The organism is Klebsiella sp. Ech2A, from assembly GCF_030078455.1.
In the GTDB taxonomy this organism is placed as follows: domain Bacteria; phylum Pseudomonadota; class Gammaproteobacteria; order Enterobacterales; family Enterobacteriaceae; genus Klebsiella; species Klebsiella terrigena.
On record NZ_JAQGFU010000036.1, the window covers coordinates 17,951 to 32,649 of the forward strand.

Sequence of the window (14,699 nt, forward strand, 5' to 3'; positions counted from 1 at the left end):
GGAGCAGGGTACATGGAAAGAAACGTCACGCTGGACTTCGTTCGTGGCGTCGCCATCCTGGGTATTCTGCTGCTGAATATTAACGCCTTCGGCCTGCCGAAGGCGGCCTATCTCAACCCGGCGTGGTCCGGGAGCCTCTCCGTCAGCGACGCCTGGACCTGGGCCATTCTCGACCTGCTGGCGCAGGTGAAATTTCTGACCCTCTTTGCCCTGCTGTTTGGCGCCGGGCTGCAGATGCTGCTGCCTCGCGGCAAGCGCTGGATCCAGTCGCGGCTGACGCTGCTGGCGATGCTGGGATTTATCCACGGACTCTTTTTCTGGGATGGCGATATCCTGCTGGCCTATGCGCTGGTGGGGCTGGTGGCCTGGAGAATGATTCGCGATGCGCATCACCTCAAATCCCTGTTTAATACCGGCGTGATGCTGTACGTCATCGGCGTGGCGGTGCTGGTGCTGCTTGGCGTCATTTCCGGCAATGCGCCGAATCGCTCCTGGGTGCCCGACGCGGCAAATTTACAGTATGAGCAGTACTGGAAGCTGAACGGCGGCTTCGAAGCGATAAGCAATCGCGCGGATATGCTGTCGGATAACCTGCTGGCGCTTGGCGCGCAGTACGGCTGGCAGCTGGCGGGAATGATGCTGATGGGCGCCGCCCTGATGCGCAGCGGCTGGCTAAAAGGGCAGTTCAGCCTCAGCCACTACCGGCGTACCGGCTTCCTGCTGGTCATCGCCGGAATGGCGGTGAATATCCCGGCGATTTTCGCCCAGTGGTATCTCGCCTGGGATCCCCGCTGGTGCGCGTTCCTGCTGCAGGCGCCGCGCGAGCTCGGCGCGCCGCTGCAAACCATTGGCTACGCTTCCCTGGCGTGGGGCTTCTGGCCCTGGCTGTGTAAGCTGCGGCTGGTGACCGCCATTGCCTGCGTCGGGCGCATGGCGCTGACCAACTACCTGCTACAAACCCTCATCTGCACCACGCTCTTTTACCACCTTGGCCTGTTTATGAAGTTCGACCGCCTGCAGCTGCTGGCCTTCGTCGTTCCGGTTTGGGCGGTAAACCTCATATTCTCACTCTTCTGGCTGCGTCATTTCCGCCAGGGCCCGGTTGAATGGCTGTGGCGTCAGCTCACCCTGCGGGCCTCAGGGACATCATTAAAGAACACATCCAGATAACGATCTCGATCACAATCGTTAACAAAATGAATGTAAGCGTTTTCAGGCGTGTGACCTCACTCACGTAGCGCGCCGCGCGTCGCTGCCAGAATAGCCACCTTGCTGAACACAGGAGGTGGGTGTGACGTATTGCAATTCTCTACAGGTCGGTGAGCATGATCACCATTCGTGATGTCGCCCGTCAGGCGGGGGTTTCCGTCGCGACGGTCTCGCGCGTGCTGAATAATAGCGCGCTGGTGAGCCCGGATACGCGCGAAAGCGTAATGAAAGCGGTAACGCAGCTGGGCTACCGGCCCAACGCCAACGCGCAGGCGCTGGCGACGCAGGTCAGCGATACCATCGGCGTGGTGGTGATGGACGTATCGGATGCCTTTTTCGGCGCGCTGGTGAAGGCGGTGGATACCGTGGCCCAGCAGCATCAGAAATACGTGCTGATCGGCAACAGCTACCACGAGGCGGAAAAAGAGCGTAACGCCATCGAAGTGCTGATCCGCCAGCGCTGTTCGGCGCTGATCGTGCACTCCAAGGCGCTGAGCGACGAGGAGCTCGGCGATTTCATGCAGCATATTCCGGGGATGGTGCTGATCAACCGCATTGTGCCCGGCTACGCGCACCGCTGCGTTGGTCTGGACAACGTCAGCGGGGCGCTGATGGCGACGCGGATGCTGCTCAACCACGGCCACCAGCGGATCGGCTATCTCTCCTCAAATCACGGCATTGAGGATGACTCTCTGCGCCGGGAGGGGTGGTTCAGGGCGTTACAGGAACAAAGCATTATTGCCCCCGACAGCTGGGTAGGCTCCGGTTCGCCGGACATGCAGGGCGGCGAGGCGGCAATGGTCGAGCTGCTGGGGCGTAATTTAGGCCTCACCGCCGTTTTCGCCTACAACGACAGCATGGCGGCCGGTGCGCTGACCACGCTGAAAGATAACGGCATTATCGTGCCGCAGCATCTGTCGCTGATTGGCTTTGATGATATCCCTATTTCTCGTTACACCGACCCACAGCTGACGACGGTGCGCTATCCTATTATGTCGATGGCAAAACTGGCCACCGAGCTGGCGCTGCTGGGGGCTGCGGGCAAGCTTGACCATGAGGCTCGCCACTGCTTTATGCCGACTCTGGTTCGTCGCCATTCGGTGACCCAGCGGCAAATTGTGGGTCCGATCACTAACTGAAAAGGGCGGTGATGTAACCGCTTTCAATCTGTGAGTAAATTCACAGTATATTAACATTCAACTGATTATGATGGCCGCGTTTACCAGTCCTGACCATTTTGTCACGGTGATTAATCACTTTTACAACGGGAACAAGGCGCTAAACTGCGAGTGAAGCCGTACCTTTGGAGCGTTACCCTACACGGAAGACAGAATTTACAGTCGTGAACCTTGCTGTGCGGTAACGTTAATGTAACAACTTCCCGCCAGCCGTTTTCACACCAATGACCCTGCATAAAAAAAACCGGAGATTCCATGAATAAGAAGGTGTTAACCCTGTCTGCAGTTATGGCGAGTATGTTATTTGGCGCCGCGGCACACGCAGCTGATACCCGCATCGGCGTAACCATTTATAAATATGACGACAACTTTATGTCGGTGGTGCGTAAGGCCATTGAGAAAGACGGCAAATCAGCGCCGGACGTTCAGCTGCTGATGAACGACTCGCAAAACGACCAGTCCAAACAGAACGATCAGATTGACGTCCTGCTGGCAAAAGGCGTCAAGGCGCTGGCCATTAACCTGGTGGATCCGGCTGCTGCAGGCACCGTCATCGATAAAGCGCGCGGACAGAACGTCCCGGTAGTGTTCTTTAACAAAGAGCCTTCCCGTAAAGCGCTGGACAGCTATGACAAGGCGTTTTACGTCGGTACCGACTCTAAAGAGTCCGGTATTATCCAGGGCGACCTGATTGCTAAACACTGGAAAGCCAATGCCGGCTGGGATCTGAACAAAGACGGTCAGATTCAGTATGTGCTGCTGAAAGGCGAGCCGGGTCATCCGGATGCTGAAGCGCGTACCACCTACGTTATTAAAGAGCTGAATGACAAAGGTCTGAAAACCCAGCAGCTGCAGATGGACACCGCGATGTGGGATACCGCTCAGGCGAAAGATAAGATGGACGCCTGGCTCTCCGGCCCTAACGCGAACAAAATTGAAGTGGTTATCGCCAACAACGATGCGATGGCAATGGGTGCGGTAGAAGCGCTGAAAGCGCATAACAAGAGCAGCATTCCGGTCTTCGGCGTCGACGCCTTACCAGAAGCGCTGGCGCTGGTTAAATCCGGTGCGATGGCCGGTACCGTGCTGAACGATGCCAATAACCAGGCAAAAGCCACCTTCGATCTGGCGAGAAACCTGGCAGCCGGTAAAGAACCTGCTGCAGGCACCAGCTGGAAGATTGAAAATAAAATCGTTCGCGTTCCTTACGTTGGCGTAGATAAAGACAATCTGAGCCAGTTTATCGGCAAATAATATTTAATACTCGGTTTCGAGCTGCGGGTGAATACCATTTCGCAGCTCGATATTCATCGAGTAGATGTACGGGCGTATCAGCATAAATAAAATCACTCGGGAAGCGTTGAGACCAACGTCGCCGGTAAAATGGCAGCCTGAAGGATTGCCAGCCGCTACGCCCGATTATTCCTGATACAGAACCAGACCCTTATTTTGGCGCTAATTCGTCAGCTAAGGGTGTGCATGAACGCAGCCAGGTATAACTATGGTCAGTAATAATAGCGAACGGTCGGGCGAGTTTTTGTTGGAAATGAGCAACATCAACAAATCATTTCCTGGCGTCAAGGCACTCGATAATGTCAACCTGAAGGTCCGTCCTCACTCTATTCATGCATTAATGGGCGAGAACGGAGCGGGAAAATCGACATTATTAAAATGCCTTTTTGGGATCTATCAAAAAGATTCCGGCAGCATTCTTTTTCAGGGAAAAGAGATCGACTTCCATTCGGCGAAAGAAGCCCTGGAAAACGGCATCTCAATGGTTCACCAGGAATTAAACTTAGTATTACAACGTTCGGTAATGGACAACATGTGGCTGGGCCGTTATCCCACCAAGGGCATGTTTGTCGATCAGGAAAAAATGTATCGCGATACCAAAGCGATATTTGATGAACTGGATATTGATATTGACCCGCGCGCGCGCGTAGGGACGCTATCGGTATCGCAAATGCAGATGATTGAAATTGCGAAGGCATTTTCCTATGACGCCAAAATCGTCATTATGGACGAGCCGACGTCGTCGCTGACCGAAAAAGAGGTCAACCATCTGTTTAAGATCATCCGTAAGCTGAAAGAACGCGGCTGCGGCATTGTCTATATCTCCCACAAAATGGAAGAGATTTTCCAGCTGTGCGATGAGATAACCATCCTGCGCGACGGTCAGTGGATTGCCACCCAGCCGCTGGAAGGCCTGGACATGGATAAGATCATCGCCATGATGGTCGGCCGCTCCCTGAACCAGCGCTTCCCGGACCGTGAAAATACGCCGGGCGAGGTGATCCTTGAGGTGCGCAACCTGACGTCTCTGCGTCAGCCGTCGATCCGCGATATCTCCTTTGACCTGCACAAGGGCGAAATCCTCGGCGTGGCCGGGCTGGTGGGGGCCAAGCGTACCGATATCGTTGAGACCCTATTCGGCATTCGCGAAAAGGCCAGCGGGACGATCAAGCTCCACGGTAAGCAAATTAATAACCATAGCGCCAACGAAGCCATTAACCACGGCTTTGCGCTGGTGACCGAAGAGCGCCGTTCTACCGGGATTTATGCTTATCTCGATATCGGTTTTAACTCCCTGATCTCCAATATTAAGAAATATAAGAATAGGGTCGGACTGCTGGATAACTCGCGCATGAAAAGCGATACCCAATGGGTTATTGATTCCATGCGCGTGAAGACCCCTGGACAGCATACGCAAATTGGTTCGCTGTCCGGCGGTAACCAGCAGAAGGTTATTATCGGCCGCTGGCTGTTAACCCAGCCGGAGATTTTGATGCTTGATGAACCGACGCGCGGGATTGACGTCGGGGCCAAGTTTGAAATCTATCAGCTGATTGCCGAGCTGGCCAAAAGAGAGAAAGGAATCATTATTATTTCCTCCGAGATGCCGGAGCTGCTGGGTATTACTGACCGTATTCTGGTAATGAGCAACGGTCTCGTTGCCGGAATTGTTGAGACAAAAACCACTACGCAAAACGAAATTTTACGTCTTGCGTCGTTGCATCTTTAAGATCAGGGGCTTGCGATGAGCGCATTAAATAAAAAGAGTTTTCTCACCTACCTGAAGGATGGTGGGATTTACGTTGTTCTTTTGGTCCTGCTGGCCATTATTATTTTCCAGGATCCCACCTTCTTAAGTTTACTCAACTTAAGTAACATTCTGACCCAGTCCTCGGTGCGTATTATTATCGCGCTGGGCGTCGCGGGGCTCATCGTCACTCAGGGTACCGACCTGTCAGCCGGACGTCAGGTTGGCCTGGCGGCGGTTATTGCCGCAACGATGCTGCAGGCGGTGGATAACGCCAACAAGGTCTTCCCGGATATGGCAACCATGCCAATTCCGCTGGTGATCCTGCTGGTGTGCGCGATTGGCGCGGTAATTGGCCTGCTTAACGGCATTATCATCGCCTACCTCAACGTGACGCCGTTTATCACCACCCTGGGCACCATGATCATCGTCTATGGGATCAACTCCCTGTACTACGATTTTGTTGGCGCCTCGCCGGTTTCCGGATTCGACAGCCACTTCTCGAATTTTGCGCAAGGGTTTGTTGCGCTGGGGACGTTCCGCCTGTCGTATATTACCTTCTATGCGCTGATTGCCGTCTTCTTCGTCTGGATCCTGTGGAACAAAACCCGCTTCGGCAAAAACATCTTTGCTATCGGCGGCAACCCGGAAGCGGCGAAGGTTTCAGGGGTTAACGTGGCCCTTAACCTGCTGATGATTTATGCCCTGTCCGGCGTGTTTTACGCCTTCGGCGGGCTGCTGGAGGCCGGGCGAATTGGCTCCGCTACCAACAATCTCGGCTTTATGTACGAGCTGGATGCGATTGCGGCCTGCGTCGTCGGCGGCGTCTCCTTCAGCGGCGGCGTGGGTACCGTGTTCGGCGTGGTTACCGGCGTTATCATCTTTACGGTGATTAACTACGGGCTGACCTATATCGGCGTGAACCCGTACTGGCAGTACATTATCAAAGGCGCCATTATTATCTTCGCCGTTGCGCTGGATTCGCTGAAATACGCGCGCAAAAAATAACGTTCGATGCTTATCAGGCCCGCGCACCGAGCGGGCTTTTTTTTGGCTATCGTAAGGCACGGCCCGCTACTTCTCTTTTTGCAGCTCCAGCAGCTGTTCCGGGGTTACCGCCGGGTAGGACTGCGCCCCTTGAGGAACCTCCTGCTGCGACGGAATCGGGATCAGCGGGCCCAGAAAACGCGGCTCGCGTTTGAAGACGTAGAGATCCGCGAGGGCGCCGAAGCGCGCGCCGAATTCGCGCAGCCGCACGTTCCACATATCTTTTGGCGACGGTACCGCATAGCACTGCGCCTGAATGCCCATATGCAGGGCGATAAACAGCGCGCGCTCGCAGTGGAAGCGCTGGGTGATGATAATAAAATCGTTGGTGTCGAATACCTTGCGGGTCCGCACGATGGAGTCGAGGGTGCGGAAGCCGGCGTAGTCGAGCACGATATCCGCCGGATCGACGCCGGCTTTAATCAGGTCCCGGCGCATCGTCATCGGCTCATTATAGCTCTGCAGCGCGTTATCGCCGCTGAGCAGCAGGTAGTTCACCTTGCCGCTGTTGTAGGCGTTGAGCGCGCCCTGGATACGGTAGCGATAGTATTGATTGATGACCCCGGTGCGGTAGTACTTGGCGGTGCCGAGCACCACCCCAACCTGGCGGTAGGGCAGATCCTGCAGCTCATCGTAGATATAGGGCGCGGTTTTCCAGCTCATCCAGCGGTCAAGACCCAGCACGGTCAACAGCAGCAGGCCGAACAGGACTAACAGGCTGTATAACACGCGCTTTAACATTAACCAGGCTCAACGGTAGACAATGGAGTGTTCAGGCTACTTTACCCGCCGGGCAAGAGCAAGAAACCATCGTTTGATTGCGGGGATTTTCAACAAAACGGGCCCAGGGCCCGTTTTATGGGTGATTTAACCGAGCAGCACGCGGTCAATACTGTGACAGCCGAGGGCTTTCAGCGTGGCGGCGGTGGCATCCCACTGGATCAGCGCTGCATCGGCTTTTTCGGCGAGAATGGCCCGCTGGATATCGGCATAATCATAGCCGTTCAGGCTGAGCAGGTTGAGGGCACCCTGCAGCGGCGGCAGCGTCGGGTTAAAGGCGGCGTTTTCGGCATAGCTGCCGGAGAAGAGCGTGCCGTCCTTCAGCTCCAGCGCGACGCCTGACGGCGACTGGCTGTAGGGCATGTGGCAGCGGTTTGTCGCCCGGATCGCCGCCTGCGCCAGCGCGTCGCCGCTCAACGGGAAGCCGTGATCCTGCTCGTCCATCAGCAGCGTTTTGATCTCCAGATCCTGCGGACCAAAGGCGTCCGGCAGATAGTGCTGCAGCGAATGCGCCTCGCGGCCTGGCAGGTGGATGCGCAGCACCTGGCTACTGTTGAGCTCATTCATAAACTGACGACAGTGGCCGCAGGGCGTGTAGTTAACGGTGATAGCCAGCAGGGATTTTTCGCCGCGTAGCCACGCATGGCTGATGGCGCTCTGCTCCGCATGGACGGTTTGCTGCATGGTCGCGCCGAGGAATTCCATGTTGCCGCCGAAATACCAGCGCCCGCTGACGCCGCGCGCGATAGCGCCAACGTTAAAATGCGAGAGGTCCGCGCGCGCGCAGGCGGCGGCCAGCGGCAGCAGGGCAAAGGCCAGCGCGTCTTCGTCGAGGCCGGTTGCGCTTTGCAGCGCGGCGACCTGGTCTGCATAGAGCATGGCCGGGAAATGCGGGTCGGTCAGCATCGGGGCGATTGCCGTCTGCAGGTCTGCCGTCAGTTGAGGGAGAGCAGCTTGAAAACGTGGGTGCATGGCGTTGCCTCATAACAATGTAATGGAAATCTAGTGTACGGGCGGCGATGGCCTGTATATGTGATTAATATCTCATTGTTTGTGCAACTCCATTATGTTGCATTAATAAATGTGACATAAGTCACATATTATCCCACCACGGCTAAAATGACCGGGAACAAAAACGGCGCAACCAGGGAGGTAATAATCCCGCACAGCACCAGCGCCAGCGAGCTGAAGGCCCCCTCCTGGTAATCCAGCTCCGCGCAGCGCGCGGTGCCCAGCGCGTGCGAGGCGGTACCCATCGACAGGCCGCGTGAGGCCTTGGTGCGGATGCGCATCAGGTTGAGCAGCGTATGGCCGAAAACCGCGCCGAGGATGCCGACGAAGATAACGCATACCGCGCTGATTGCCGGAATACCGCCAATGCTGCCGCTGACCGCCATCGCAATCGGCGTGGTGACCGATTTCGGCATGATCGACGCGGCGATTTGCGGCGTCGCGCCCATTAACAGCGCCACGGTGGTCCCGGTGACCATCGCCACCACGCTGCCGATAAAGCAGATGGTAATAATCGATTTCCAGCGGGCGCGAATCTGGTGGAGCTGCTCGTATAAAGGAAAGGCCAGCGCCACCACCGCAGGCTGCAGCAGATCGTTGAGGATCTTACTGCCCTGAAAATAGCGATCGTAGGAGATGCCGGTCAGCAGCAGAAAAGGGATGATGACCACCATCGCCACCAGCAGCGGGTTAAGCAGCGGAAATTTAAAGCGCGCTGCCATCCTGCGGGCGAGGAAAAAGACGATCAGCGTCAGCGGCAGTGACCACCAGATTTCATGCATCATTTTTGCTTCCTTTTTGGCCGACCACTTTGCGTTCGCCGTGCACCAGGTGAGAGCTCCAGCTGACAACCAGGAAAACGACCAGCGTGCTGATGGTACAGGAGACGGCGACCGGGCCGAGCTGAGCGCGGAGCAAATCCCAGTACTGCATTACGCCCACGCCGATGGGCACGAACAGCAGCGCCATATAGCGAATCAGCACGTTACAGCCGGGATTAACCCACTTCGGCGGCATAATCTGCAGCGCCAGCAGGACGAACAAAATCAGCATCCCGATAATGCTGCCGGGGATGGTGATGGGCAGCAGGGAGGCGATAAAAATCCCGGCGTACAGGCAGGCGTAAATCAGCACAAAAGCCCGCAGATACTGCCAGATAATAATCAGTGATTGACTCATGGTAATAACCCTTGATGAACCGAATTCATCATACAATTAAACCCAGAAATGTGCTACCGATCACATCATGAATAATACGCATCGCGGGGATAGAGCAAGGGAACCCTGCGTTAGCGAATGAAGAGACCGGCTGAAGCCGGGCGATGGCGCTTCGCCTTTTCATCGGAATACCCCCGACGCTACCTTTTTGTTCGATGCGCGGCAAATGAAGAATCGCCGGCTGCCGCCGTTCGGCCAGGCGTAAAGAAAGAATAGAGATCATATCGCTATTTTGCAGCAGCCCGCTGGCGACGTTCCTCGACGCCGACGCCACGGTCATTTCCGCTCGCGCCGGCGGCGGGAAAACCCGCACGGAGCCCTTTCAACCGGCACGGAGAGGCGCTAACATAGCGCCTCTTTTTTTCCGGGCAATGAATAACAATATGCGGGTATTACTGGCGCCGATGGAAGGCGTGCTCGATTCGCTGGTGCGCGAGCTGCTGACCGAAGTCAACGATTACGATCTGTGCATCACCGAATTTTTGCGCGTGGTGGACCAGCTGCTGCCGGCAAAATCGTTTTACCGACTCTGCCCGGAGCTGCATCACCACAGCCGGACGCCCTCCGGAACCCGCGTGCGCGTGCAGCTGCTCGGACAGTATCCACAGTGGCTGGCGGAGAACGCCGCCCGGGCGGTGGAGCTCGGCTCGTGGGGCGTTGACCTGAACTGCGGCTGCCCGTCAAAGCTGGTTAACGGCAGCGGCGGCGGCGCGACGCTGCTGAAGGATCCGGAGCTGATTTATCGCGGCGCGAAGGCCATGCGTGAAGCGGTGCCTGACCACCTGCCGGTGACGGTAAAAGTGCGCCTCGGCTGGGACAGCGGCGAGCGGCGGTTTGAAATTGCCGACGCCGTACAGCAGGCGGGAGCCAGCGAGCTGGTGGTTCACGGACGCACCAAAGAAGAGGGCTACAGGGCGGAGAGCATCAACTGGCAGGCGATCGGAGAGATCCGCCGCCGTCTGACGATCCCGGTGGTGGCCAACGGCGAAATCTGGGACTGGCAGAGCGCGCAGGCGTGCCTGGCGGCCACCGGCTGCGACTCGGTGATGATCGGTCGGGGAGCGCTGAACGTGCCGAACTTAAGCCGGGTGATAAAATACAACGAACCGCGCATGCCGTGGCCGCAGGTCGTGCTGCTGCTGCAAAAATATACCCGGCTGGAAAAGCAGGGCGATACCGGCCTCTATCACGTAGCCCGCATCAAGCAGTGGCTCAGCTATTTACGTAAAGAATATACCGAAGCGCTGGGGGTATTTAATGAGATCCGCACCCTAAAAACCTCTGCCGAAATTGCCGCCGCTATCGCCCGCTATTAATCTCAGGAGTGTTAATTCGCTCACAGATTATTACTTAGGAAGTTTCTGCTGATGGGAATTTCACTAAGGGAGTGATATTGTGCCGTTCTAATATTCAGGGTTGCTACTGATTACAGGCAAAACCTAAGCACTTCCGCCAGTCGTGGTGGGGAGTGCTTAGGTTTTTTTTTGCCTTCAATTTATAGGGAGTTTAATTATTAAATAAAACAATGAGTTGTAAATAAAGGTGCGATGCGGCTAAGCGGTTTAATGACCGACGGCCCCCCTTTCTCCAAAAATAAAAAAATAAATTAAAAACGGGCAAATTTATTGCCTGCGGACAGCTATTACCTTTACTCAGTCAGGTTGGATATATCTATGAACGACAAAAAAATAAATCGCCTGTTCTCTCTGCTGGCATTTTCGCTATTGACGCCGGCGGCGCTGGCTGCGCAACCGCCGGCGTGGAACGGTAGCGTATTAGGTTTTGAAAACCCGCAAAAAGGGCTGCTGGGTGATATGGCAGGCATTCGCCCGATACTTACCGATCTGGGATTTAATTATAACCTCGGCTATCTCAATGAAATGGGCTATAACGCCGGCGGCGGCTACAATCCTGATAAGCATCTGGCCTATATTGACCAGCTGGCGCTGACCTTTAACCAGGATCTTGAGCGCTGGACCGGGATCCCCGACGCGCGCATCGAAGGGAATATCGTCAACCGTAATCACGACGACAATCTGACCACCAGGCGGCTGCAGGATCCGCGGGTTAACTTTAACGATCTCTCCCAGGAGAGCTGGGGCGGGCAGTCCATCACCCGCCTCGGCTGGCTCACCTTCACCCGCAGCTTTGACGACCGGCGCCTGACCTGGCGAATCGGCATGATGAACAAAGTGCAGACGTTCGATCAGATCATTCCCTGCGACTTCCAACTGCTCTCGCAGTGCGGCGGTAAATCCGCCAACTCGCTGACGTGGAATAACTGGAACGTGCATACCTGGGGGACCACCTTCGAATATAAGCTGATGCCGACGCTCACCCTGAAAGGCGGGGTGATGGAGCAGAACCCGCAGGCCGCTTCCCGCAGCCACGCGTGGAGCTGGTCGACGAAGGGCAGTAAAGGCGTGCTGCTGCCGCTGGAAATTGAGGCTCGTCCGACGATTAACGACCTGCCTGGCGCCCATAACCTCGGCGTACTGTTCACCAACGCACCGCAGAGCGATCTCTATTACGGCAAATCCGGCGGCCCCGGCGCGACGGACCCCGACGGCTATGCTCAGCATAACCGGACCTGGTTCCTGTACGGCGGGCTCAACCAGCAGGTCACCCGGCACGCCGACGATCCTGAGCGCGGCATGAGCCTGTCGCTGAGCGGCAGCTACAGCGACCAGCGTAGCAACTATATTCATACCGCCGTGGCCGCCTCGATGCGCTATCGCGGCCTGTTTGACGCCCGACCGGCGGACTGGATCGGCTTTGGCCTGACCTGGATGGAGTTGAGCGACAGCTACGCCCGCAATCAGCGCTATATGAACCAAATCAGCGGGGCCACGAACTACTACGATGCCAGCTATCAGCCGGTGGCCGGGCATTCGCTGAACGCAGAACTCTACTATCGCTTCCGCCCGATTTCCTGGCTCGAGCTGCAGCCCGGCCTGCAGTACTGGCACCGTCCCGGCGGCGTCGCAGAGACCCAGGATGCGTGGGTTGTGGAGTGGAAAACGGTGGTCACTTTCTAAAAAACGCCGCGGCGATACGCTGTTAGCCGCGATCTGTATCACGTTTCTCTGCCTGGGTAGTTGAGACAAAGAAAGAAGTTGCTACAGTGCTGGAGTTGGATTGCTACTGCTTAGGCAGGCAAAACCTGATTTCCTGGCATTTGTCGGGGGTCAGGTTTTTTTGTTTCCGGGGTTCATATGCAAATCGCCAAAGTTCTTAATAACAATGTGGTGGTTATTCTCGACGAGCAGCAGCGCGAGCAGGTCGTCATGGGGCGAGGGCTCGCCTTTCAGAAACGCGTCGGCGACTCGCTGGATGAAAGTAAAATTGAAAAGGTCTTCGCGCTGCACAGCGATGAGCTGGTGGGCCGCCTGGGGGAGTTACTCAGCCAGATACCGCTGGAGGTGATGACCACCTGCGACCGAATTATTGAGCTGGCGCGCGGGCGGCTGGGCAAACTGCAGGAGAGTCTGTACATCACCCTGACCGACCACTGCCACTTCGCCATTGAGCGGCAGAAAAACGGCGTGACCATCCGCAACGTCCTGCTGTGGGAAATTAAGCGGCTGTATCCGAAAGAGTTTGAGCTGGGGCAGGAGGCGCGGGCGATTATTGCCCGGCGGCTCGGCGTTGAGCTTGCCGAAGACGAGGCCGGGTTTATTGCCCTGCATCTGGTCACCGCCCAGCTCAACAGCGAAATGCCGGAAGTGATGCACGTCACCCGGGTAATGCAGGAGATTCTGCAGCTGGTGAAGTATCAGCTGCAGCTGAACTACGACGAAGAGTCGTTAAGCTACCAGCGCTTTGTCACCCACCTGAAGTTTTTCGCCCAGCGGATGCTGACCCGCACGGTGGTGGAAGATGATGACGTGACGCTGCACAGCGCGGTGAAGGACAACTACCCCAGGGCGTGGAAGTGTGCGGAAACCGTGGCTCGACATCTGCAGAAAAGCTATCAGCGGCAGCTGACGACGGAAGAGATTATGTTTCTTGCCATTCATATTGAACGGGTAAGAAAAGAGGGGCGTTAGCCTCCAGCGACCAAAAATTGGATTGTTACTGCATAACGCAGGCAAAACCTGAGCGCGACGCCATCCGGCGTTGTTCTCGGGTTTTTTTTATTTTAACACTCAGTCACGGGCCGCCCGCGGGCGGCTGAAGTCAAGGAAAACAGCATGGAATATAAAGCACTCGCGCAGGATATTCTTAGCCGGGTTGGTGGCAAAGAGAATATTGTGAGTCTGGTTCACTGCGCTACACGGCTGCGCTTTAAGCTTAAAGAGAATAAAAAGGCGGACGCGGAAGGGCTGAAGATGAATCCGGGCGTCATTATGGTGGTCGAAAGCGGCGGCCAGTTTCAGGTGGTGATCGGCAACCACGTTCACGACGTCTGGCAGGCGGTACGCAGCGAAGCCGGGCTGACCGACGACAGCGAGCCGGCGGCGGAAACGGGCGAGAAAACCTCCGTTCTCGGCCAGGTCATCGACGTGGTCTCCGGCATCTTCACCCCGTTTATCGGCGTCCTGGCGGCGTCGGGGATCCTTAAGGGCATGCTGGCGCTGGCGGTGGTGTGCGGCTGGCTGGCTCCGCAGCAGGCGACGTATAAGGTCTGGTTTGCCGCCAGCGACGCGCTGTTTTTCTTCTTCCCGCTCTTTTTAGGCTATACCGCCGGCAAAAAATTTGGCGGCAATCCGTTTATCACCATGGTTATCGGCGGGGCGTTAACTCATCCGCTGATGATTCAGGCGTTTGAGGCCAGCCAGGCACCTGGAGCCGCGGCGGCGTATTTTCTCGGCATTCCGCTGACCTTTATCAACTACAGCTCGTCGGTTATCCCGATTATTCTCGCCTCGTGGGTCAGCTGCTGGCTGGAGCGGCGCAGCAACGCGGTGCTGCCGTCAGCGATGAAAAACTTCTTCACTCCGGCCATTTGCCTGGCGGTGGTGGTGCCGCTCACTTTCCTGGCTATCGGCCCGGTTGCCACCTGGCTGAGCCAGCTGCTGGCCCACGGTTACCAGATTATCTACGCGGTTGCGCCGTGGCTGGCAGGGGCCGCAATGGGCGCCCTGTGGCAGGTTTGCGTGATCTTTGGCCTGCACTGGGGGCTGATCCCGCTGATGATCAACAACCTGACGGTGCTCGGCCAGGATTCGATGCTGCCGATGCTGTTGCCGGCGGTGATGGGGCAGGGGGGGGCG

12 protein-coding genes and 2 pseudogenes are annotated in these 14,699 nt (G+C 56.5%); 9 read left to right on the plus strand and 5 right to left on the minus strand.

The window, feature by feature from the left end; all coding sequences use genetic code 11:
* Positions 1-12: 12 nt before the first annotated feature.
* From yeiB to mglC, 5 genes are all read left to right on the plus strand, one after another.
* Positions 13-1,170, plus strand: coding sequence for a DUF418 domain-containing protein YeiB (gene yeiB / locus PFH44_RS09880; RefSeq protein ID WP_283824919.1), 1,158 nt, complete (start codon positions 13-15; stop codon positions 1,168-1,170).
* Between the two features lie 155 nt (positions 1,171-1,325).
* Complete coding sequence (galS, locus tag PFH44_RS09885) at positions 1,326-2,348, plus strand: HTH-type transcriptional regulator GalS (protein WP_045856437.1); 1,023 nt, start codon at positions 1,326-1,328, stop codon at positions 2,346-2,348.
* Between the two features lie 294 nt (positions 2,349-2,642).
* Positions 2,643-3,641, plus strand: coding sequence for a galactose/glucose ABC transporter substrate-binding protein MglB (mglB, locus tag PFH44_RS09890; protein WP_045855878.1), 999 nt, complete (start codon positions 2,643-2,645; stop codon positions 3,639-3,641).
* Between the two features lie 247 nt (positions 3,642-3,888).
* On the plus strand, positions 3,889-5,409 hold the full coding sequence (gene mglA, locus PFH44_RS09895; RefSeq protein ID WP_045855876.1) for a galactose/methyl galactoside ABC transporter ATP-binding protein MglA: 1,521 nt from the start codon (positions 3,889-3,891) through the stop codon (positions 5,407-5,409).
* A gap of 15 nt (positions 5,410-5,424) precedes the next feature.
* Entirely contained in the window at positions 5,425-6,435 is a 1,011-nt protein-coding gene (gene mglC, locus PFH44_RS09900) for a galactose/methyl galactoside ABC transporter permease MglC (RefSeq protein ID WP_045855874.1), read from the plus strand.
* Between the two features lie 66 nt (positions 6,436-6,501).
* Here the strand turns inward: mglC and sanA are convergent, their stop codons facing one another.
* The 5 genes and pseudogenes from sanA to PFH44_RS28080 all read right to left on the minus strand — a co-directional run.
* On the minus strand, positions 6,502-7,215 hold the full coding sequence (gene sanA / locus PFH44_RS09905) for an outer membrane permeability protein SanA (protein WP_045855872.1): 714 nt from the start codon (positions 7,213-7,215) through the stop codon (positions 6,502-6,504).
* 126 nt (positions 7,216-7,341) lie between these two features.
* Positions 7,342-8,226, minus strand: a complete 885-nt coding sequence (cdd, locus tag PFH44_RS09910; RefSeq protein ID WP_283824920.1) for a cytidine deaminase — start codon at positions 8,224-8,226, stop codon at positions 7,342-7,344.
* Between the two features lie 128 nt (positions 8,227-8,354).
* Positions 8,355-9,050, minus strand: a complete 696-nt coding sequence (locus PFH44_RS09915) for a CidB/LrgB family autolysis modulator (protein WP_283824921.1) — start codon at positions 9,048-9,050, stop codon at positions 8,355-8,357.
* Positions 9,040-9,444 carry a CidA/LrgA family protein gene (locus tag PFH44_RS09920; RefSeq protein ID WP_041146472.1) on the minus strand — a complete coding sequence of 135 codons (405 nt, stop codon included), beginning with the start codon at positions 9,442-9,444 and terminating at the stop codon, positions 9,040-9,042. The genes PFH44_RS09915 and PFH44_RS09920 overlap by 11 nt, the downstream gene beginning before the upstream one ends.
* A 60-nt stretch (positions 9,445-9,504) precedes the next feature.
* Positions 9,505-9,766: pseudogene (locus PFH44_RS28080) on the minus strand (hypothetical protein); the annotation flags it as partial.
* A gap of 100 nt (positions 9,767-9,866) precedes the next feature.
* Between PFH44_RS28080 and dusC the strand changes: the two are divergent.
* The 4 genes and pseudogenes from dusC to PFH44_RS09945 all read left to right on the plus strand — a co-directional run.
* Positions 9,867-10,799 (plus strand): tRNA dihydrouridine(16) synthase DusC, encoded by a 933-nt coding sequence (gene dusC, locus PFH44_RS09930; RefSeq protein ID WP_045856435.1) that lies wholly within the window; start codon positions 9,867-9,869, stop codon positions 10,797-10,799.
* A 357-nt stretch (positions 10,800-11,156) separates the two neighbouring features.
* A complete protein-coding gene (locus tag PFH44_RS09935; protein WP_283824922.1) occupies positions 11,157-12,521 on the plus strand; it encodes a carbohydrate porin in 1,365 nt (454 codons plus the stop codon).
* A 177-nt stretch (positions 12,522-12,698) separates the two neighbouring features.
* Entirely contained in the window at positions 12,699-13,532 is an 834-nt protein-coding gene (gene bglG, locus PFH44_RS09940) for a transcriptional antiterminator BglG (protein ID WP_045855861.1), read from the plus strand.
* Between the two features lie 32 nt (positions 13,533-13,564).
* A pseudogene (locus PFH44_RS09945) lies at positions 13,565-14,699 on the plus strand (PTS transporter subunit EIIC); the annotation flags it as partial.

Bases quoted from the DNA above. Each gene is read 5' to 3' on its own strand.
- yeiB (WP_283824919.1), top strand. From the start codon at position 13: ATGGAAAGAAACGTCACGCTGGACTTCGTTCGTGGCGTCGCCATCCTG.
- galS (WP_045856437.1), top strand. From the start codon at position 1,326: ATGATCACCATTCGTGATGTCGCCCGTCAGGCGGGGGTTTCCGTCGCG.
- mglB (WP_045855878.1), top strand. From the start codon at position 2,643: ATGAATAAGAAGGTGTTAACCCTGTCTGCAGTTATGGCGAGTATGTTA.
- mglA (WP_045855876.1), top strand. From the start codon at position 3,889: ATGGTCAGTAATAATAGCGAACGGTCGGGCGAGTTTTTGTTGGAAATG.
- mglC (WP_045855874.1), top strand. From the start codon at position 5,425: ATGAGCGCATTAAATAAAAAGAGTTTTCTCACCTACCTGAAGGATGGT.
- sanA (WP_045855872.1), bottom strand. From the start codon at position 7,215: ATGTTAAAGCGCGTGTTATACAGCCTGTTAGTCCTGTTCGGCCTGCTG.
- cdd (WP_283824920.1), bottom strand. From the start codon at position 8,226: ATGCACCCACGTTTTCAAGCTGCTCTCCCTCAACTGACGGCAGACCTG.
- PFH44_RS09915 (WP_283824921.1), bottom strand. From the start codon at position 9,050: ATGATGCATGAAATCTGGTGGTCACTGCCGCTGACGCTGATCGTCTTT.
- PFH44_RS09920 (WP_041146472.1), bottom strand. From the start codon at position 9,444: ATGAGTCAATCACTGATTATTATCTGGCAGTATCTGCGGGCTTTTGTG.
- dusC (WP_045856435.1), top strand. From the start codon at position 9,867: ATGCGGGTATTACTGGCGCCGATGGAAGGCGTGCTCGATTCGCTGGTG.
- PFH44_RS09935 (WP_283824922.1), top strand. From the start codon at position 11,157: ATGAACGACAAAAAAATAAATCGCCTGTTCTCTCTGCTGGCATTTTCG.
- bglG (WP_045855861.1), top strand. From the start codon at position 12,699: ATGCAAATCGCCAAAGTTCTTAATAACAATGTGGTGGTTATTCTCGAC.